Annotated in this window: 19 protein-coding genes; 13 read left to right on the top strand and 6 right to left on the bottom strand. The window is 69.3% G+C overall.

The window, feature by feature from the left end:
* The first annotated feature begins 65 nt into the window (after positions 1 to 65).
* The 13 genes from gspG to NX778_RS12240 are packed head-to-tail and all read left to right on the top strand — an operon-like array spanning position 66 to position 13,575.
* Positions 66 to 512, top strand: coding sequence for a type II secretion system major pseudopilin GspG (gene gspG, locus NX778_RS12300; RefSeq protein WP_258812033.1), 447 nt, complete (start codon positions 66 to 68; stop codon positions 510 to 512).
* A gap of 8 nt (positions 513 to 520) precedes the next feature.
* A complete protein-coding gene (locus NX778_RS12295; protein ID WP_258812032.1) occupies positions 521 to 1,003 on the top strand; it encodes a GspH/FimT family pseudopilin in 483 nt (160 codons plus the stop codon).
* Positions 1,004 to 1,005: 2 nt separating this feature from the next.
* Positions 1,006 to 1,389: a type II secretion system minor pseudopilin GspI gene (gspI, locus tag NX778_RS12290; RefSeq protein ID WP_258812031.1), complete on the top strand. Its 384-nt coding sequence runs from the start codon at positions 1,006 to 1,008 to the stop codon at positions 1,387 to 1,389.
* 17 nt (positions 1,390 to 1,406) lie between these two features.
* A complete protein-coding gene (locus tag NX778_RS12285; RefSeq protein WP_258812030.1) occupies positions 1,407 to 2,027 on the top strand; it encodes a type II secretion system protein GspJ in 621 nt (206 codons plus the stop codon).
* Positions 2,024 to 3,148 carry a type II secretion system minor pseudopilin GspK gene (gene gspK, locus NX778_RS12280; RefSeq protein WP_258812029.1) on the top strand — a complete coding sequence of 375 codons (1,125 nt, stop codon included), beginning with the start codon at positions 2,024 to 2,026 and terminating at the stop codon, positions 3,146 to 3,148. Before NX778_RS12285 ends, gspK begins: the two co-directional genes overlap by 4 nt.
* A 19-nt stretch (positions 3,149 to 3,167) precedes the next feature.
* Positions 3,168 to 4,376 (top strand): type II secretion system protein GspL, encoded by a 1,209-nt coding sequence (gspL, locus tag NX778_RS12275; protein ID WP_258812028.1) that lies wholly within the window; start codon positions 3,168 to 3,170, stop codon positions 4,374 to 4,376.
* Complete coding sequence (locus NX778_RS12270; protein WP_258812027.1) at positions 4,373 to 4,891, top strand: type II secretion system protein M; 519 nt, start codon at positions 4,373 to 4,375, stop codon at positions 4,889 to 4,891. The genes gspL and NX778_RS12270 overlap by 4 nt, the downstream gene beginning before the upstream one ends.
* Positions 4,888 to 5,661 (top strand): type II secretion system protein N, encoded by a 774-nt coding sequence (gene gspN / locus NX778_RS12265; RefSeq protein ID WP_258812026.1) that lies wholly within the window; start codon positions 4,888 to 4,890, stop codon positions 5,659 to 5,661. The genes NX778_RS12270 and gspN overlap by 4 nt, the downstream gene beginning before the upstream one ends.
* A complete protein-coding gene (gene gspD, locus NX778_RS12260) occupies positions 5,662 to 7,938 on the top strand; it encodes a type II secretion system secretin GspD (protein WP_258812025.1) in 2,277 nt (758 codons plus the stop codon).
* 5 nt (positions 7,939 to 7,943) lie between these two features.
* Entirely contained in the window at positions 7,944 to 9,365 is a 1,422-nt protein-coding gene (gspE, locus tag NX778_RS12255) for a type II secretion system ATPase GspE (RefSeq protein WP_258812024.1), read from the top strand.
* A gap of 4 nt (positions 9,366 to 9,369) precedes the next feature.
* A complete protein-coding gene (gene gspF, locus NX778_RS12250; protein ID WP_258812023.1) occupies positions 9,370 to 10,590 on the top strand; it encodes a type II secretion system inner membrane protein GspF in 1,221 nt (406 codons plus the stop codon).
* Positions 10,591 to 10,601: 11 nt separating this feature from the next.
* On the top strand, positions 10,602 to 11,345 hold the full coding sequence (locus NX778_RS12245; RefSeq protein WP_258812022.1) for a type II secretion system protein N: 744 nt from the start codon (positions 10,602 to 10,604) through the stop codon (positions 11,343 to 11,345).
* Between the two features lie 4 nt (positions 11,346 to 11,349).
* On the top strand, positions 11,350 to 13,575 hold the full coding sequence (locus tag NX778_RS12240) for a patatin-like phospholipase family protein (RefSeq protein ID WP_258812021.1): 2,226 nt from the start codon (positions 11,350 to 11,352) through the stop codon (positions 13,573 to 13,575).
* Between the two features lie 159 nt (positions 13,576 to 13,734).
* Here NX778_RS12240 and NX778_RS12235 read toward each other — a convergent pair whose 3' ends face one another.
* From NX778_RS12235 to dksA, 6 genes are all read right to left on the bottom strand, one after another.
* Positions 13,735 to 14,466 (bottom strand): helix-turn-helix domain-containing protein, encoded by a 732-nt coding sequence (locus NX778_RS12235; RefSeq protein WP_258812020.1) that lies wholly within the window; start codon positions 14,464 to 14,466, stop codon positions 13,735 to 13,737.
* 321 nt (positions 14,467 to 14,787) lie between these two features.
* Positions 14,788 to 14,997, bottom strand: a complete 210-nt coding sequence (locus NX778_RS12230) for a hypothetical protein (RefSeq protein ID WP_258812019.1) — start codon at positions 14,995 to 14,997, stop codon at positions 14,788 to 14,790.
* Between the two features lie 25 nt (positions 14,998 to 15,022).
* Positions 15,023 to 16,357 (bottom strand): ATP-dependent protease ATPase subunit HslU, encoded by a 1,335-nt coding sequence (hslU, locus tag NX778_RS12225; RefSeq protein WP_258812018.1) that lies wholly within the window; start codon positions 16,355 to 16,357, stop codon positions 15,023 to 15,025.
* Positions 16,358 to 16,369: 12 nt separating this feature from the next.
* A complete protein-coding gene (hslV, locus tag NX778_RS12220) occupies positions 16,370 to 16,906 on the bottom strand; it encodes an ATP-dependent protease subunit HslV (RefSeq protein WP_258812017.1) in 537 nt (178 codons plus the stop codon).
* A gap of 93 nt (positions 16,907 to 16,999) precedes the next feature.
* Positions 17,000 to 18,451: a hypothetical protein gene (locus NX778_RS12215; RefSeq protein WP_258812016.1), complete on the bottom strand. Its 1,452-nt coding sequence runs from the start codon at positions 18,449 to 18,451 to the stop codon at positions 17,000 to 17,002.
* A gap of 156 nt (positions 18,452 to 18,607) precedes the next feature.
* Positions 18,608 to 18,985, bottom strand: coding sequence for an RNA polymerase-binding protein DksA (gene dksA / locus NX778_RS24590; RefSeq protein ID WP_307728022.1), 378 nt, complete (start codon positions 18,983 to 18,985; stop codon positions 18,608 to 18,610).
* Positions 18,986 to 19,045 lie beyond the last annotated feature (60 nt).

Genomic DNA, 19,045 nt, shown 5'->3' with positions numbered 1-19,045 from the left:
CCGATAGCTGCCTTGGCCGATCGGTCTTATACTACGTCGCTTGTACCGACCCATAATCCATCAATATGCGAAACGACTCCAAACGCAGTTTGCGCCAGCGCGGCTTCACCCTCGTCGAGATCATGGTTGTCGTGGTCATCATCGGCATCCTCGGCGCCCTAGTGGTGCCCAAGCTGCTGGGCCGCACCGGCGAATCGCGCCAGACCGCGGCGCGCGTGGACATCTCCACCATCATGCAGGCGCTCAAGCTGTACAAGCTGGACAACCAGCGCTACCCGACCACCGAACAGGGCCTGCAGGCGCTGGTGCAGAAGCCGACCTCCGGCCCGGCCGCCAACGGCTGGAAGGAAGGCGGCTATCTCGAACGCCTGCCGAAGGACCCGTGGGGTAACCAGTACCAGTACCTGTCGCCGGGCATCCACGGCGAAGTCGATGTGTTCTCCTACGGCGGCGACGGCCAGCCGGGCGGCACCGGCGAAGACGCCGACATCGGCTCCTGGGAAAGCAAGTAAGGAGCCCAATGCCGGACCAGCGGGCGGCACGCAAGCATTCCGGCTTCACCCTGGTGGAGCTGCTGGTCGTGATGGTCATCATTGGCATCACGCTGGGGCTGGCTACGCTGAACGCGCTTCCGAGTCCGCGCCAGGACCTGCAGAAGGAAGCTCAGCGCATCGCCCTGCTGCTGCAACTGGCGCGTGACGAGGCGATCGTGCGCAACCGCCTGGTCAGCTTCGAAGCCGATTCCGACCGCTATCACTTCCTCGTCCGCGGCGACAAGGGCTGGGCCCCGATCGTCAACGACGACCTGCTGCGCGAACGCGCCTTCAAGAATCCGCCGGTGAACCTGATGCTCGACCCGCCGCCCGGCAGCGGCAGCGGCAGCACCTTGCGCATCACCTTCGGCCGCGAGCCGGTCGACAAACCCTTCGTGCTGACCCTGGCCAGCGGCGACAACCGCGTCGCCATCCACGCCGACGGGGTCGGCCACTTCACGGTCGAATGACGATGGCGCGCTCCCACCAAGCCCAACGCGGCTTCACCCTGCTGGAGGTGCTGGTGGCGCTGGTCATCGTCGGCACCGCGCTCGGCGCCGGCCTGCGCGCGGTGGGCAGCCTGACGCAGAACAGCGCCGGCCTGCGCGCCGCCATGATGGCCACCTGGTCGGCCGAGAACCGCTTGGTGCAGATCCGCCTCGGCCAGGAATTCCCCGACGTCGGCAAGCGCGTGTTCGACTGCCCGCAAGGCGACCTCAAGCTGGTGTGCCAGGAAGACGTGTTCACCAGCCCGAACCCGCTGCTGCGGCGGGTCGAGGTGTCGGTGTTCGACGTCGAGAATCCCAACCGCCGCATCGTCAAGCTGGTGCAGCTGGTGCCGAGGCCGCGGCTATGAAGATGAGGATAAAGCAAATGGGATCACCGCCTTCGCGGGGACAGGGCTTCACGCTGGTCGAGTTGCTGGTCGCGATCGGCATCCTCGCCATGGTGGCCGTGCTCGGCTGGCGCGGGCTGGACGGCATCGTGCGCGCCCGCGTCGCCCTCACCGAGCAGATGGAGACCACGCGCGGCATGCAGCTCGCCTTCGCCCAGATGCAGAGCGACTGCGAGCACATCGCGGGCCAGGACATCATGGACCGCCGGCCCTACCTGCTGGTCGGCGCCGACCGCCTGACCCTGGTGCGGCTGGTGGCCAACGAGAACGAGCCGACCCGGCTGCAGGTGGTGGCCTATCGCGTGGCCGACGGCACCCTGACCCGGCGCGAATCGGTGGCCACGCGCGACCTGACCCAGCTCGATGCGAGCTGGCAGGCCATGACCGGCGATGGCGACAAGACCCAGCCGGTGGTGCTGCAGTCCGGCGTGACCGGGATGCAGGTGCTGCTGTGGCAGAACAACCAGTGGCGCTCCTCGCTGCAGACCCAGGCCACGGTCGGGCTGGCGCTGGCGCCGACCGGGGTGCAGGTCCAGCTGACCGTGCAACGCCAGGAAGTGCCGATGACCAAGTCCTTCCTGATGGGAGGCCGCATATGAGAATGCATGGGCGCGAGCGCGGCGTGGCGGTGGTCACGGCGCTGCTGCTGACCACGCTGGCGATCTCGATCGTGGCCAGCCTGTTCTGGCAGCAGCAGGTGCAGGTGCGCTCGATGGAGAACCAGCGCCTGCAGCTGCAGACGCAATGGATCGAACGCGGCGCGCTCGACTGGGCCGGGCTGGTGCTGCAGCAGGACCGCCAGGACAACTACCAGTACACCTCGCTCAACCAGATCTGGGCCACCCCGCTGGCCGAAACCCGGCTGGACCAGTATATCGAGCGCGAGCGGGTGCAAGGAGAGAGGTATGATGCGACCCTGTCCGGCAGCATGATCGACGCCAACTCACGTTATAATTTATTTAACTTGGCATCGGGCGGCGCGCCGGTCAAGGACGAGGTGGATGTGTTCGCGCGCCTGCTGAAAAACCTGCAGATCGATATCAACCTGGCGCAGCGGACGGCGCAGTTCGTCGCTGCCAGCCAAGGCCTGGCGCAAGTGGCCAATGGCCAGGTGAGCGCCGGCGGCGGAACCCCGGGACCGGGCGGCGTCGCGGGCGGCGGCGCGGCAGGGGGCGGCGATGCGGCAGGCGGCGGCGATGCGGGCGGCGCCGGCGGCGGTGCCGGTGGTGGCGCGGGCGGCGGCCCCGGCGGCGGTACGCCGGGCGGCGGCACCACGACCGGACAGCGCCAGAGCACGGTCATGAAATTGGTGCAGGTCGACGACCTGCTGGCGATTCCGGGCTGGACGCCGGAACTGGTGGAAAAGCTGCGCCCGTTCGCGATCGTGCTGCCGACGAATACGCCGGTGAACGTGAACACGGCCCCGGCCGAGGTGCTGTCGGCGCTGTCGCCGGCCTTGTCGCTGACGACCGCGAACTCGCTGGTGATGCGGCGCAAGCAGGCGCCGTACAAGGACATCCAGCAGTTCACGGCCGAGGCATTGCAGGGGCGGGGGACGCAATTGCCGACCCAGGCCAGCGTGCGCAGCGACTGGTTCCTGGTGGAGAGCCACATCAAGCTCGACCGCGCTACACTGAACGTCGAAGCGCTGGTGAGCAGGGTGACCGCGCCGGCCCAGAGACAGCTGGGGCCGCACGTGGTATGGATACGCCAAATCTAGAACAAGAAAGAGAGCGAGCTTGACTACACTCTACATCCGGCATCCGGCCCGGGCCGAAGGCGAAGGCGCCCTGTGCAGCTTCGCGCTGGCCGGGGACAACGGCGCCATCGAGCAGACCGGCGTGGGGGCGCTGCGCAACCTGTCCGACCTGGTGGCCGCCGCGCGCCGCGTGGTGCTGGTGGTCTCCGCTTCCGACGTGACCCTGCTGGCGGTGCAGGCGCCGCCGCTGTCCGGCGCGCGCCTGAGGGCGGCGTTGCCCGGCCTGGTCGAAGAACATATCCTGGGTGACCCGCTGGAGGCAGTGCTGGTCGCCGGCCCCGCATTGGCCGACGGCACGCGCCCGGTGGCGGTGGTGCAGCGCGACTGGTTCGAACCGCTGGTGCGCACCCTGCTGGCGCAAGGCGCGCGCGCGGTGACGGCCCTGCCGGCGCAGCTGTGCCTGCCGCTGCAGCCGGGCAGCGTCACGGCCGCCATCGGCGGCGGCGAACTGACCCTGCGCCAGAGCCAGTACCAGGGCCTCGGGCTGGCGCTGGACGGCACCGCGGCTTCCACCTTGCAGACGGTGCGCGCACTGGCCGGCGACTCGCCGCTGGTGCTGTACGTGCCGCACGAGCAGCTGGGCGAGTACCAGGCCATCGCTGCCGAGGCCGGTCCCGGCAGCGCGGTCGAACAGGACGATTGGGCACACTGGATCGCCGGCTCCAAGAGCACCGTGCTGGACCTGGTGCCGGGCCTGGGCGCGGCCGGCATGGCGCAGCGCGACTGGGCCCGCTGGCGCTGGCCGATCCGGCTGGCGCTGCTGGTGCTGGTGATTAACCTGGCCGCGCTGAACGTCGACTGGCTGCGCCAGCGCGGCGAGGCCAACGCGATCCGCCAGCAGATCACCCAGACCTTCAAGTCGGCCTACCCGAACACGCCGGCGATCGACCCGGTGGCCCAGATGCAGCAGAACATCGCCCGCGCCAAGGCCAGCAGCGGCGAGCTGGCGCATGACGAATTCAACTACCTGGTGGCGGCCTTCGGCGAAGCGGCCGGCAGCACCGGCCGCGCGCCCGGCATCACTTCGCTGGAATACCGGGAACGCGCGCTGCTGGTCAAGGTCAAAGCCGAGACCGTCGATCCGGGCCTGTTCAAGCAATTGCAATCGGCGCTGGGCGCACGCGGCCTGGCGCTGGAAGAAACCGGCGCCGCCACCTGGCGCATCGCCAACACCGGAGCCAAGCCATGACCCCGCAGGAACGGATCGGCCAGGCGCGCGCCCGCGCGCTGGCGTACTGGATGGCGCGCACCGAGCAGGAGCGGCGCACGCTGTCGATCGGCGCCGGCATATTGCTGCTGGCGCTGGCCTACCTGGTGCTGATCGCGCCGGCGATGGAAGGCCGCGCCGCGCTGCGCGCCCAGCTGCCGCAGCTGCGCCAGCAGGCGGCGCAGATGCACGCGCTGGCGGACCAGGCGCGCAGCCTGGCGGCGCAGCCGGTGCCGCAGGTGCCGCCGATGACGCGCGAGTCGCTGCAGCAAAGCCTGACGTCGCGCGGCATCACCCCGGGCTCGCTGGCGATGACCGGCGAGTACGCCAAGCTGCAGGTGAACAATGTGTCGTTCGCTAACCTGATGAGCTGGCTCGACGCCCAGCGGCGCGAGAACCGCATCCAGGCGCTGGAGGCGGCGGTCACGGCGCTGCCCACGGCCGGCCAGGTCGATGCCAGCCTGACCTTGCGCCAGGGCGGGGCGGCGAACCAATGAGGCGGGCGGTGCTGTGGCTGGCGCTGGTCGCGCTGGCGGTGCTGTTGACGGTGTTGGCTTTCCTGCCAGCCATGTGGCTCGGGCAATTGGTGGAGAAACAAACGGGCGGCCGTTTGACGCTCGGGGATGCGCAGGGTACGCTGTGGAACGGCTCTGCCTTCCTGGGCGGCGCGCCGGGCGAGGGCGGGGCGGTGACGCCGCTGCTGCCGGGCCGCTTCGCCTGGCATCTGTCGCCGCTGGTGCTGGTGGGCTCGGTCAATATGCGGATCGAGAATCCGCAGGCGCTGTCGCAGCCGGTGACGGTGACCGGCAGCTGGTCGCAGTGGCAGGTAAGCCCGGGCGAGCTGCTGTTGCCGGCGGAAGGACTGGCCGGGCTGGGCGCGCCGCTGAACACGCTGGCGCCGACCGGCACGATCAAGCTCGACTGGAATGCGCTGGAAGTGCAGCGCCAGGACCAGCTGGTGGCCGTCACCGGACGCACGGTGCTGGCCATGAGCGACATGGGTTCGCGCATGTCGCCCATCAAGCCGCTGGGCAGTTACGACATGGTGATGGACTGGCATGGGCAGGACGCCGTGCTGACCCTGCGCACGGTGCGCGGGGCGCTGCAATTGTCCGGCAACGGCAGCCTGAACCGCGGTCGGCTGCAGTTTTCCGGGCAGGCCACGGCCGCCGAAGGTTACGAAGACACGCTGGGCAACATGCTCAATCTGTTGGGCCAGCGCCGAATGGTGAACGGCAAGAAAGTTATCGCGCTAGAGTTCAGATAAATGAAAAATCAACTTGATCTGCCGGCCCTGCGCCGGACCGTGGCCGGCGCGATGCTGTGCTGCGCCCTGACGGCGGTTCCCGCTTTCGCCCAGAACGTTGCGCCGGGCGGTGCGGCCATGAACTTCGTGAACGCCGACATCGAGTCGGTGATCAAGGCGGTCGGGCACTACACCGGCATGACCTTCATCATCGATCCGCGCGTCAAGGGCACGCTGACCCTGGTGTCGGAGCGGCCGCTGACGAAGGCGCAAGCGTTCTCGCTGCTGACCAGCCAGCTGCGCCTGCAGGGTTACGCGGTGGTCACATCCGACGGCTTCGCCAAGGTGGTGCCGGAAGCGGAAGCCAAGCTGCAGGCGGCGCCGACCCAGGTCGGGGTGCGCGGCTCCAAGGCCCACGGCGACCAGATCGCGACCCAGGTCTACCGCCTGTCTTACGAGTCGGCGGCCAACCTGGTGGCGGTGCTGCGCCCGCTGGTGTCGCCGAACAACTCGATCATGGCCGATCCGGGCAACAACAGCCTGGTGATCACCGACTACGCCGACAACCTGCGGCGCCTGTCCAAGATCATCGCCTCGCTCGACGCGCCGGTGACTGGCGACCTCGACGTGATCCCGATCCGCAATGGCATCGCCAGCGACATCGCGACCATCGCCTCGCGCATGTTGGAGCCGGCGCCCGGTGGCGACGCCGGCCGCGTGAGCGTGATGGCCGACCCGCGCACCAACTCGGTGGTGGTCAAGGCGCCGTCGCCGGCCAAGGCCAACCTGGCGCGCGCGCTGATCGCCAAGCTCGACCAGCCGACCCAGGAGCTGGGCAACGTCCACGTGGTCTACCTGAAGAACGCTGACGCCGCCAAGGTCGCGCAGACGCTGCGCGCGGTGGTGACGGGCGACGTCTCGGCGGCGCCGCAGACTGGCCAGGGCACGCAGGGCGGCTCGATCCCGGCCGGCACCCTCACCGGCGGCGCGGCCGGCGCGGCCAGCGCCACCACCCCGGTGGGCCAGGGCTCCACCGGCCTGGGCGGGCCGACCAACACCTTCGCACAGCAGACCCAGCAGGGCGGCGGCGGTGCCGCGCAAGGCTCCGGCTACATCCAGGCCGACACCTCCACCAACAGCCTGATCATCACCGCCAACGACGCCATGTACCGCAACCTGCGCGGCGTCATCGACCAGCTCGACGTGCGCCGCGCCCAGGTCTATATCGAGGCGATGGTGGTCGAGGTGACCTCGAACAAGGCATCCGACTTCGGCGTCCAGTGGGTCGCCCTGTCCGGCGACCAGAGCAGCAATTACCGGGTCGGCGGCCTGCAGAACTTCGGCGTCGGCCAGCCCGGCAATATCGTCAACCTGGCGCTGGCCGCGCGCAACGGCCTGGGCGGCACCAGCACCACCGGCAGCACCGCGGCCTCCAGCGCCGCCTCGCTGCTGCCGGGCGGCTTCACGCTCGGCCTGTTCCACCAGAAGAACGGCCAGCTGGGCCTGGGCGCGGTGGCCAACGCGCTGGAAACCTCGGGCAACGCCAACATCCTGGCGACGCCGAACATGATCACGCTCGACAACGAGCTGGCCACCATCAAGGTCGGCCAGAACGTGCCGATCATCAGCGGCTCCTTCACCACCACCAGCGGCACCAACACCAACCCGTTCCAGACCATCGACCGCCGCGACGTCGGCCTGCTGCTGAAGGTGCGCCCGCAAATTTCCGAAGGCGGTACCATCAAGCTGGCGATCTACCATGAGAATTCGAGCGTGGACCAGTCCACCCTCACTTCTCCGTCCGGCATTACCACCAACGTGCGCGCAATCGAAAGCAATGTGCTGGCCGACGACGGCCAGATCATCGTCCTCGGCGGCCTGATCCAGGATACCGAAGGCGACAACGAGGAGCGCGTGCCCGGGCTGTCCAGCATCCCCGTGCTCGGCAACCTGTTCAAGAACCGCACCCGGAGCCGGGTCAAGACCAACCTGATGGTGTTCCTGCGCCCGATCGTGGTGCGCAGCAAGGAAGCCACCTCGAACATCACGATGGACCGCTACGACTGGATCCGCGCCGCCGGCCAGAACCAGTACCCGAGCGGCGGCGGACTGCTGCAAGACCTGGGCGCCCCCGTGCTGCCACAATTGAGCAATGGCCAGCCGCCGGCCGGCAGCGGCTTCGCACCGTCCCAGCCCTACCAGGCCCCGGCCCCGCGCAACGCGCCCGGCATCGTGCCGACGCCGGGCCAGCCGGCTGCGGCCGCTCCGGTGCCGCCGCTGGCGCCGAACCAGAGATAAGTGAGATGAACAACCTGTTGCCCTATGCCTTTGCGCGCGACCACGCGGTGCTGGCGCGTTCCAACGGCGACCCCGGCCAGAGCGTCGAAGTGCTGGTGTCGCCGGCCACCGCGCCGGCCGCGATCGCCGAGGTGTCGCGCCGCTTCGGGCGCATCGCCTTGCGCCGCATGGAGCGCAGCGAACTCGACGAAGCGATCGCGAATGCCTACGCCTCGGCCGGCGGCGACGCCTCGCAAATGGTGGACGAGTTCGACAGCGAGCTCGACCTGACCAAGCTGCTGCAGGACGTGCCGGCCATCGAGGACCTGCTCGAATCGTCCGACGACGCGCCGGTGATCCGGATGATCAACGCGCTGCTGACGCAAGCGCTGCGCGAGGGCGCGTCCGACATCCACATCGAACCCTTCGAGCAGACTTCCGTGGTGCGTTTCCGCATCGACGGCGCGCTGCGCGACATCGTGCGGCCGCGCAAGGCGATCCACGCCTCGCTGATCTCGCGCATCAAGATCATGTCGCAGCTCGACATCGCCGAGAAGCGCCTGCCGCAGGACGGCCGCATCACCCTGCGCGTGGGCGGCAAGCCGGTCGACGTGCGCGTCTCGACCCTGCCCACCGGCCACGGCGAGCGCGCGGTGCTGCGTCTGCTGGACAAGGAAGCCGGCCGCCTCGACCTCGGCCACCTCGGCATGAGCGACACCCTGCTGCCGCAGTTCGACAAGCTGATCAACCAGCCGCACGGCATCGTGCTGGTCACCGGCCCCACCGGTTCCGGCAAGACCACCACGCTGTACGCCGCGCTGTCGCGCCTGAACGCGACCGCCACCAACATCATGACGGTGGAAGACCCGATCGAGTACGACCTGCCCGGCATCGGCCAGACCCAGGTCAACGCCCGCATCGACATGACCTTCGCCAAGGCCCTGCGCGCGATCCTGCGCCAGGACCCGGACGTGATCATGATCGGCGAGATCCGCGACCTGGAAACCGCGCAGATCGCGGTGCAGGCCTCGCTCACCGGCCACCTGGTGCTGGCGACCCTGCACACCAACGACGCTGCTTCGGCCGTCACGCGCCTGCTGGACATGGGCATCGAGCCCTTCCTGCTGTCGTCTTCGCTGCTGGGCGTGATGGCGCAGCGCCTGGTGCGCAAGCTCTGCCCCTACTGCAAGAAGTTCGACGGCCAGAGCTGGCACGCGGTCGGCTGCGAGCGCTGCGGCCACACCGGCTACCAGGGCCGGGTCGGGGTCTACGAGCTGCTCGAGACCACCGACCAGATCCGCAGCCAGATCCACAACCAGGCGGCCGAGTCCGAGATCCGCGATACCGCGCTGAAGAGCGGCATGCAGACCATGCGCGAGGACGGCGAGCGCTGGATCCGCGAAGGCGTCACCACGCAGGCCGAGCTGCTGCGCGTGACCAAGGACTGACCCGATGCCGGCATTTCGCTACGAAGCCGTCGACGCCGGCGGCGCCACCCGCAAGGGCGTGGTCAACGCCGACAGCCCGCGCTCGGCGCGCGCCGACCTGCGCACCCAGGGCCTGACCCCGATCACGGTCGAGGCCATCGCGGCCCAGGTGGATGCGGCCGGCGCGGCGAGGAGCCGCGGCTTCGGCGAGCGGCTGTCGCAGAACGAGCTGGCGCTGTTCACGCGCCAGCTGGCCAGCCTGCTGGAAGCGGGCCTGCCGCTGGAGCAGGCTTTCACCGCGCTGCTGGAACAGGCCGAGCGGCCCTACCTGCGCGACCTGATCGCCTCGATCCGTTCGGAAGTGATCGGCGGCGCCTCGTTCTCGGCCGCGCTGTCGCGCCACCCGCGCGACTTCGCCGAGATCTACCGCGCGCTGGTCGCCTCGGGCGAACAGATCGGCCAACTGGCGCGGGTGCTGTCGCGCCTCGCCGACTACATCGAACGCCGCAACGCGCTGGTGCAGAAGGTGCGCCTGGCCTTCACCTATCCGGCCATCGTCACCTTCGTCGCGTTTGCGATCGTGATCTTCCTGCTCACCTACGTGGTGCCGCAGATCGTGTCGGTGTTCGCCAACACCAAGCAGAAGCTGCCCTTCCTGACCATCGTGATGCTGTCGGTGTCGAACTTCGTGCGCGCCTACGGTATCTACGTCGGCATCCTGATCGCGGGCGCCTTCTGGCTGTGGCGGCGCGCGCTGCGCAACCCGGCGCTCAAGCTGCGCTGGCATACCTGGCTGCTGGACGCGCCGATCTACGGCAAGTTCGAGCGCAGCATGAACACGGCGCGCTTCGCCAGCACGCTGGCGATCACCACCGGCTCCGGCGTGCCGATCCTGCGCGCGCTCGACACCAGCCGCGACACCCTGTCCAACGTCGCCATGCGCAACCTGGTCGAGCAGGCCACCGGCAGCGTGCGCGAAGGCGTCAGCCTGGCGCGCGCGCTGTCGGCGCAGAAGCACTTCCCGCCGATGCTGGTGCACATGATCCGCGCCGGCGAGATCACCGGCGAACTGCCGCAGATGCTGGAGCGGGCCGCCAACGCCCAGCAGGCCGACCTCGAACGGCGCACCCTCACCATCGCTGGCCTGCTCGAGCCGGTGCTGATCCTGGCCATGGGCCTGGTGGTGCTGCTGATCGTGCTGGCCGTGCTCATGCCCATCATCGAAATCAACCAGCTCGTGCGCTAACGAGGAACCTAATGAAGCGTCTGCCCATCGTCCTGACCCTGGTTGCCCTGATCGCGCTGGCCGCCTCGATCGCCTACTGGGTTCTGCAGTTCTACAAACCGCCGCAGCGTCCGCTGGCGGCGGCGCCGGTGGCGGCGCTGCCCGATCCCGGCATGGACGCCGCCGCCACCCTGTTCGGCGGCCAGGCTGCGACCGAGGTCGCGGCCAATTACACGCTGACCGGCGTGATCGCCGACGGCGCGCGCAGCGTGGCGATCATCTCGGCCAATGGCGCGCCGGCCAAGGCGCTGGCGATCGGCAAGGAGCTGGCGCCGGGCGTGTCGGTGACCGAGGTGCACCCGCGCTTCGTGATGCTGTCCGACGGCGGCGTCATGAAGCGCATCGAGCTGGCGCCGGACACCAAGGCCGCCACCCCGATGGGCGGCGCTGCCGCCGCGGCGGCCCCGGCTCCCATGACTTCGGTGCCGGAACCGCAGATGGACGCCGGCGTCGAAGCCGGCCATGGCGAGGTCGGCGCGCACGACCAGGCGCCGCCGCCGCCGTCGGCCACCAATCCGCCGCTGAACATGGGGCCGGTGCCGCAGGTCGCGCGGCCGGCCACCACCGCACCGGTGTCGCCGCCTGCCGCCATCACCCCGGGCGCCCCCGTCAATCCGCCCGGTTCCTCGGTCACGCCGGTCGGGACGCCGTCGGCGCCGGTGCAGATGCCGCAGCCGATCCGCTCGCCCAACGTCCAGCCGCCGACGTCGCGCTGACGCCTTGACGCGCCATTCCCGGCGCCGCCAGCGCCAGCGCCTGCTGGCGGCGTGCGCGGTCTTCTTCCTCTCGTTTTCAGCTTTCGCCGCGCCCGATGCGGCGCCGCCGCGGCCGCGCGTCGCGCTGGTGCTGTCCGGCGGCGGCGCGCGCGGCTTCGCCCACATCGGCGTGCTGCGCGTGCTGCAGGAGATGCGGGTGCCGATCGACATCGTGGTCGGCACCAGCATGGGCGGCGTGATCGGCGGCGCCTACGCGGCCGGCACGCCGGTCGCGCAGATCGAGGACCTGGCCCGCAACACCGACTGGGAAGACGTGATCGCCGACCGGCCCTCGCGCGACACGCTGGTGTTCCGGCGCCGCGAGGAAGACCAGCTGCTGCCGTCCCGGATCGAGTTCGGCGTGCACCATGATGAGGGCGTCACCTCGCCGCCTTCCGCCGCCAGCAATGCCACGCTGGAGCAGGCCATGGGCCGGCTACTGCCGCCGGGCACGCGCGAGACCCCGGTCGACCAGCTGGCGCTGCCGTTCCGCACGGTGGCCTCGGACCTCGTCACCGGCCAGCTGGTCGAGCTGGCGAAGGCGCCGCTGTTCACCGCGATGCGCGCCTCGCTGGCGGTGCCGGGGGTGTTCGCGCCGGTGCGGGTCGCCGGCCACCTCGTCGCCGACGGCGGCCTGGTGCGCAACCTGCCGGTCGACATGGCACACGAGATGGGCGCCGACATCGTCATCGCGGTCAACGTCGGTACCCCGCTGGCGCCCGAGAAGTCGCTCGGCACCGCGGTCGGCGTGGCCCAGCAGATGCTCAACATCCTGACCGAGCAGAACGTGCAGCGCTCGCTCAAGGAGCTCAAGCCGCAGGACGTGCTGATTGCGCCCAAGCTGGACGGCACCGGCTTCCTCGACTTCGCGCGCGCCGGCCAGGCCATCGCCGCCGGCGAGCAGGCCGCGCGCCAGCTGGCCGCGCGCCTGCTGCCGCTGGCGGTGACGCCGGAGCAGTACGCGCAGTTCGAACACCACCGGCTGGCGGCGCCGTCGGCCTTCGATCCCGCGCTGCCGCTGCGCCGGGTCGAGGTCGAGAGCGTCGGCCGCATCAATCCGAAGGCGCTGGAAAAGCAGTCGGGCCTGAAGGAGGGCGAGGCGCTGAGCCAGGCCGAGATCGTGCGCCGCGCCGACCGCCTGTACGGGCGCGGCGACGTCGAGCGGGTCGAGACCGACATCCGCGAAGCCGATGGCCAGCGCGACGTCACCGTGCGCGCGACCGAGGCCAGCTGGGCCAACAGCCGCGTGCGGGTCGGGCTGGAGCTGGGCAGCGACTTCAACGACGCCAACAGTTTCGCGCTCAAGCTGATGCACGTGCGCTCGTCGATCAACGATTCCGGCGCGGAGCTGCGCAGCGTGCTGCGGGTGGGCGACCAGCGCGCGCTCGGCACCCAGTTCTGGCAGCCGCTGTCGCCGGGTTCGACATGGTATGTGGCGCCGTCGCTGCAGTACGGCTCGCAGTCGAGCGACCTGTTTTCGGAAGGGCGGCGGGTGGCGCGCACGGGTCTCGACAGCTTTGGCGCGACCGCGGTGCTGGGGCGCGAGCTGGGCGACTGGGGCGACCTGCAGCTGGGCGCGACGCGCCAGCGCGCGCGGGTGCAGACCCTGATCCCGCAGGCCGACCAGCCGGCTGCCTACGTGTACGACACCACGCACTTCGTCCGCTACCGGGTCGACACGCTCGATTCGCTGGCCTTCCCGACCCGCGGCGTGCTGCTGGATGCGACGGTCGAGCGCTCGCCGGCCAGCCGGTCGCAACCGACGTCGCTGGCGCGGTCCTCGGTGGCGGCGATGGCGGCGGTGCACACCACCAACTGGGCCGGGCACGTGTACGCGGAGTGGGCGCGCGCGCAGCGCGGCTCGGCGCCGCTCAGCCTGGGCGGCTTCCTGCGCATCTCCGGCACCCCGGCCGATTCGGTCGAGGGGCAGGGCATCGCATTCGGGCGGGTGGTGCTGGCGCGGCGCATCGGCGCGCTGCCGCTCACCATCGGCGGCACCGTGCACCTGGGCTTTTCGCTGGAGGCGGGCGGCGCGTACAACGGTGTGCATCCGCTGCGCGCGAATACGGTCAAACAGGCGGGGAGTGCGTTCCTGTCGCTGGATACGCGGTTTGGGCCGGCGTATTTCGGGGCAGGGGCGACGAAAGATGGGGACCGGACCTTGTATCTGTATCTCGGCCCGATCTGGTAGCGCTGCCCACATGTCGTTCTAAGAGAGATCGTCATTCCCGCGCACGCGGGAATCCCATTTTGCACGCGTACCGCTACGTTAAATCGCGGTGGCCTGCTCGCAAAATGGGGTTCCCGCCTGCGCGGGAACGACGGTCTGTCTGGAGCGCGCGCTGCGCCATTAGCGCCGCAGCGCCGTGAACGCCGCAAACTCCCACGACCGGAACCCGAGCAGCAAGGTGAACCCATCGCGCTCCTCCGGCGCCAGGCGCCGGTCGTTGCGGTGCATGCGGGCGAGGTCGCCGGCCAGCTGGTGCAGCTTGTGCGCCAGCTCGTGCGCGCTCGACAGGGACAGCCGCGCCGGCAGGCACATCAAGGCTTCCCCCTGGCCGTCGAAACGGCCGCTGAAATAATCCGCCACCACATGCTCGCGGAAGAACTGCTGCACCGGCCCGTCCGGCAGCCAGCGGAAGGCGTTCGAGACGCGCATGCTGTAGCGGTTGAGCGGCTTCAGCTCGATCAGGCCCAGCCGGTCCAGCTCGGCCAGGTAACGGATGCACTCGGTGGTGCTGATGCGGTAGGTCTCGACCATCTGCTCCAGGCTCCAGTGGCCGAGGCAGCAGATCGCCACCAGCAGCAGCTGCGGCTGCGCGACCAGCGATTTTTCCTGCAGCAGGGTGAGGGTGTCGGCGGCGGCGCGCGAGTCGGCGGCGCGGCGCAGCACGTCCTCCAGCGCGATGCCGCAGGCGGTGCAGATCTGCGCCAGCCGGGTCAGCGCCATATCCTTTTGCCCGAACATGCGCTTGACCGAGGACTCGCTCATGCCGATGCGCTCGGCCAGGGCCTTGTAGGTGATGCCGGCGCCGCGCAGTTCGGCGCGCAGCACGTCCAGGATTAGTTCGGGAGAGCTCATGGGACCTCGTTGAAGGGAATCGGTACTGTCAGGCTGTACCGAATGTACAACGAGGCGGTACTTCGCACAAGCCGCTGGCGCAAGCCGGCTGAACTGTGGAGACTGCATCCATGCGCTGGACAGGACATGGGCTGTCCCAGCGCGGTGGGCACAGGACGTGCCCACTCTCCCGATTCCGCCGCCAGCCGGGCGCTGGCGCGCAGCAAGAATGGCCTGATCGCGGGCGCCCGGTGTGGGCGTCCGCAGGCGGCCAAGCTAAAAGTCACCAATCACTTCAACTGTCGTCCCGGCCTGCGCCGGGACGACGTGCGGACAATAGCCTTACTCGTCGTCCTCGGCCTTGAGCGGCACCTTCTTCAGCGCCCGCTTGGCCTCGGCACGCTGGGCGGCCTCGGTCTTCACGTGCGCGCCAGCCGAACGGTTCTTGGCGAAGCCGGCAAACGGATTGCGCGGCTTGCCGATGGGCGTGGGCGGGCCGGGCTTGGCGAGCAAGCGCATCTTCTGCCGGGTGGCCAGAGCCTTGTTCGCCATGCCTTCGCCTCGCTACAGCCCCGAATTACAGCACATAACGCGACAGGTCTTCGTTCACCGCCAGCTTGTCCAGGCGCTCGTTGACGTAGGCCGTGTCGACGGTGACCGTCTTGCCGCTCGCGCCCGCCGCGGTGAAGGAGATCTCTTCGAGCAGCTTTTCCATCACCGTGTACAGGCGCCGCGCGCCGATGTTCTCGGTGCGCTCGTTGACCGAGAACGCGATCTCGGCCAGGCGATGGATGCCGTCTTGCGCGAACTCCAGCTGCACGCCTTCGGTCGCCAGCAAGGCCTGGTATTGCTTGGTCAGGCTGGCGTCGGTCGAGGTCAGGATGCTGACGAAATCATCGATCGACAGCGATTCGAGCTCGACCCGGATCGGGAAACGCCCCTGCAGCTCCGGAATCAGGTCCGAGGGCTTGGACAGGTGGAAGGCGCCCGAGGCGATGAACAGGATGTGGTCGGTGCGGATCATGCCGTACTTGGTGTTGACCGTGGTGCCCTCGACCAGCGGCAGCAGGTCGCGCTGCACGCCGGCGCGCGAGACGTCGGCCCCGCCATGCTCGGCGCGTGCGGCGATCTTGTCGATCTCGTCGAGGAACACGATGCCGTTCTGCTCGACGTTGGCGATCGCCTTCTGCTTGAGCTCCTCGTCGTTGATCAGGCGCGCCGCTTCCTCCTCGGCCAGCACCTTGAGCGCTTCCCTGATCTTCATCTTGCGCGGCTTCTTGCGGCCGGCGCCGACCCCGGCGAACATGCTCTTGATCTGCTCGGTCATCTCTTCCATGCCGGGCGGCGCCATGATCTCCATGTTGGGGCCGGCCTCGGCCACTTCGATCTCGATGTCGCGCTCGTCCAGCAGGCCCTCGCGCAGGCGCTTGCGGAAGGTCTGGCGCGTGGTGTCGGCTTCCTTGGCGCCGTCGGCGGCGACGTTGAAGCCGAAGTCGCGCGGCGGCGGCACCAGGATGTCGATCACGCGGTCCTCGGCGGCGTCCTCGGCGCGCTGGCGCACCTTCTTCATCTCGGTGGCGCGGGTCTGCTTGATGCCGATGTCGATCAGGTCGCGCACGATGGTGTCGACGTCGCGCCCGACGTAGCCCACTTCGGTGAACTTGGTCGCTTCGATCTTGATGAAGGGGGCGTCGGCCAGCTTGGCCAGGCGGCGCGCGATCTCGGTCTTGCCGACCCCGGTCGGGCCGATCATCAGGATGTTCTTGGGCGTGATCTCGTGGCGCAGCGGCTCCTCGACCTGCTGGCGGCGCCAGCGGTTGCGCAGGGCGATCGAGACGGCGCGCTTGGCCTTGGCCTGGCCGACCACGTGCTTGTCCAGTTCGGAAACGATTTCCTGGGGTGTCATGTTCATGGTGCGGGCCGCTTACTCGAGCGTTTCGATGATGTGGGACAGGTTGGTGTAGATGCACAGCTCGCCGGCGATGGTCAGGGCTTTCTTGACCACCTCGGCCGGCGCCATCTCGGTGTTCTCCAGCAGCGCCTTGGCCGCCGACTGCGCGTACACGCCGCCGGAGCCGATGGCGCCGATGCCGTCCTCGGGTTCGAGCACGTCGCCGTTGCCGGTCAGGATCAGGGTCTTCTCGCGGTCGGCGACCAGCAGCATCGCTTCCAGCTTGCGCAGCATGCGGTCGGTGCGCCAGTCCTTGGCCAGCTCGACCGAGGCGCGCAGCAGGTTGCCCTGGTGTTTTTCCAGCTTGGCCTCGAAACGGTCGAGCAGGGTGAAGGCGTCGGCGGTGGCGCCGGCGAAGCCGCACAGGACCTTGCCCTGGTACAGGGTGCGCACCTTGCGCGCCGAGCCCTTCATGACGACGTTGCCGAGAGTCACCTGACCGTCGCCGCCGAGGGCGACCTGGGCGCCGCGGCGCACGCTCACGATGGTGGTGCCGTGAAATTGTTCCATTCTTTGCCTCTTGGTTGTTCAGCCATCCGCAGGTGGGGATGGCCGCGCCAAATGCAAGACGGTCGGGCGGATTTGTCGAGCTGCCCGGGCTCGTCAGTACTTGTTGGCGTACAGGCGCGCGCTGTCGCCCGCGCCGAGCAGGCGCAGCAGCGGCGCCACGAGGTGGTTCACGTCGCGCAGCTCGATCTGGCGGCCTGCGGTCTTGAGCGCACGCAACTTTCCTTGCAGGGCTTCGGCGCCCTTGTAGTCGAGGCGCGCCAGCCGCGAACAGTCGAGCAGGGCCGGGGTGGCGCTGCGCGCATAGGTTTCGATCGAGGCCAGCAGCTCGGCGGATTCGCCTTCGACCGTGACCGGCAGCATGAAGCGGTCGCCGGCCACGGTGCTGGTGGCGGCGGTGGCGACCCGCAGGCGCGCGGTGAACGGCGGCGGCTCGGCTTCGAAGGTGACGCGGAAATCCATCGCCGTTTCTTCGAATTCCTTGGCGCGGTCGGTCAGCTGCAGCAGTTCCAGCACCAGCAGCCAGGGGATCTGGCTGGCGCCGCGGTTGCCGATGGTGAGCATCGGGCGCAGCACGGCGAGCAGGGTGTCGGCGCTGCCCAGCACCAGTTCGCTGCGGGTGGCGCGCAGGGCGCGCAGGCCGTCGAGCAGGGCGGCGCAGCCTTCCGGCGCGACGCCGCGCACGCCGCCGAATTCCAGGCGCAGCACGGGGCTGCTGGCGCTGCAGTCGCGCAGGCGCTGCAGCTGGGGCTGGATGGTGGCGCCGAGCATGCCGGCGAAGGCTTCGGTCGGGGTGACGCCGGCGAACTGCTGGGGCGCGCTGGCCGCTTCCTTCTTCCACACCGGGGGCGAGGTCTCGAAGTGGATCGCGTAGTCGATCGCGATGCTTTCGAAATCCTGCTCGCGGCCGCCGGCCTGGTACAGGTCGAGCAGCATCCACCAGGTCATGCGCTGGTTGCGGCCGTCGCCGATCAGGCTGCCGCGCAGGGTGCGCTCGGCGGTCTGGCTGTCGCCGTTGGCGTAGATCACGGCGGCCGCTTCCGCCACCGGCGGGATCGGCGGCAGGCCGGCGCCCTGGGTCCCGAATTCATAGGATTGCGGTCCGGCCACCGGAGTCGGCGCGCGGCGCGCGGTGTTGCTTTTCCAGGTCGGCAGGTCGTTGAACATATCGGCCGCCATTTCCATTTCGATGGCGTCGATCTTGGCGGCGGTGGCGCGCGCGATCTCGCGCTGGCGCGCACGCGCTTCCTCGCTGTCGTAGCGGCTGGCGCCGCCGGCGCGCTCGCGCGGGGCGGCGCCACGCTGGGTGGCGGGGCCGTGCGCGGGCGGACGCTGGCCGGCCGGCGCGGCGTGGCGCGACCCGGCCGGGCGCGGGGCCACGCTGTTCGGCGCGACGGTGTTCGGGGCCACCGTATTCGGGGCGACCGTATTGGGCGACACGGTACGCGGCCCGGGCGCCACGCGCGCGCCGGCGTCGGCCGTGCGGCGCGGCACCGGCGCGCTGGCCGATGGCTCCGGATTTTTCTTCAGGAAGTCGAAAAGGCCCAAATCTTGTCCCGTTAATTAAGCCCGGCATGTGCATGCACAGGCTGCCCCGCTAAGTGTATCTGATAGGCAAGAATTTCGCATGCTTGGCCCGCGGGCGGCGACAAAAAAAGCATGCGGCGCCGGCCGCATGCTTTCGGTGCGGGATGCCCTGGCGGCTCAGTCGCCGTACAGCTTCTGCTTCAGTTCGCGGCGCTGCTGCGCTTCCAGCGACAGGGTGGCGGTCGGGCGCGCGATCAGGCGCGGGATGCCGATCGGCTCGCCGGTCTCTTCGCACCAGCCGTATTCGCCCGATTCGATCGAGGCCAGCGACTGCTGCACCTTCTTGAGCAGCTTGCGCTCGCGGTCGCGGGTGCGCAGTTCCAGCGCGTGTTCTTCCTCGATGGTGGCGCGGTCGGCCGGATCCGGCACGAGCACGGTTTCGCGCAGGTGTTCGGTGGTTTCCCCGGCGTTCTTGAGCAGTTCTTTTTCCAGCGCCTGCAGCCTGGCCTTGAAGAAGGCGAGCTGGGCCGGGTTCATGTAGTCATTGTCGCTCATGGCCCGAATCTCGTCTTCCGTCAAGATGCGATCTTCGGCCTGGGCGGCAGTATTCGGTTT

This window comes from Massilia terrae (assembly GCF_024753145.1).
GTDB lineage: Bacteria > Pseudomonadota > Gammaproteobacteria > Burkholderiales > Burkholderiaceae_D > Telluria > Telluria terrae.
This window is presented reverse-complemented; position numbering and strand designations above follow the sequence as displayed.

Bases quoted from the DNA above. Each gene is read 5' to 3' on its own strand.
- gspD (WP_258812025.1), top strand. From the start codon at position 5,662: ATGAAAAATCAACTTGATCTGCCGGCCCTGCGCCGGACCGTGGCCGGC.
- NX778_RS12295 (WP_258812032.1), top strand. From the start codon at position 521: ATGCCGGACCAGCGGGCGGCACGCAAGCATTCCGGCTTCACCCTGGTG.
- NX778_RS12270 (WP_258812027.1), top strand. From the start codon at position 4,373: ATGACCCCGCAGGAACGGATCGGCCAGGCGCGCGCCCGCGCGCTGGCG.
- gspG (WP_258812033.1), top strand. From the start codon at position 66: ATGCGAAACGACTCCAAACGCAGTTTGCGCCAGCGCGGCTTCACCCTC.
- NX778_RS12230 (WP_258812019.1), bottom strand. From the start codon at position 14,997: ATGGCGAACAAGGCTCTGGCCACCCGGCAGAAGATGCGCTTGCTCGCC.
- gspK (WP_258812029.1), top strand. From the start codon at position 2,024: ATGAGAATGCATGGGCGCGAGCGCGGCGTGGCGGTGGTCACGGCGCTG.
- NX778_RS12235 (WP_258812020.1), bottom strand. From the start codon at position 14,466: ATGAGCTCTCCCGAACTAATCCTGGACGTGCTGCGCGCCGAACTGCGC.
- gspI (WP_258812031.1), top strand. From the start codon at position 1,006: ATGGCGCGCTCCCACCAAGCCCAACGCGGCTTCACCCTGCTGGAGGTG.
- dksA (WP_307728022.1), bottom strand. From the start codon at position 18,985: ATGAGCGACAATGACTACATGAACCCGGCCCAGCTCGCCTTCTTCAAG.
- hslU (WP_258812018.1), bottom strand. From the start codon at position 16,357: ATGAACATGACACCCCAGGAAATCGTTTCCGAACTGGACAAGCACGTG.
- gspF (WP_258812023.1), top strand. From the start codon at position 9,370: ATGCCGGCATTTCGCTACGAAGCCGTCGACGCCGGCGGCGCCACCCGC.
- hslV (WP_258812017.1), bottom strand. From the start codon at position 16,906: ATGGAACAATTTCACGGCACCACCATCGTGAGCGTGCGCCGCGGCGCC.
- NX778_RS12285 (WP_258812030.1), top strand. From the start codon at position 1,407: ATGGGATCACCGCCTTCGCGGGGACAGGGCTTCACGCTGGTCGAGTTG.
- gspN (WP_258812026.1), top strand. From the start codon at position 4,888: ATGAGGCGGGCGGTGCTGTGGCTGGCGCTGGTCGCGCTGGCGGTGCTG.
- NX778_RS12245 (WP_258812022.1), top strand. From the start codon at position 10,602: ATGAAGCGTCTGCCCATCGTCCTGACCCTGGTTGCCCTGATCGCGCTG.
- gspE (WP_258812024.1), top strand. From the start codon at position 7,944: ATGAACAACCTGTTGCCCTATGCCTTTGCGCGCGACCACGCGGTGCTG.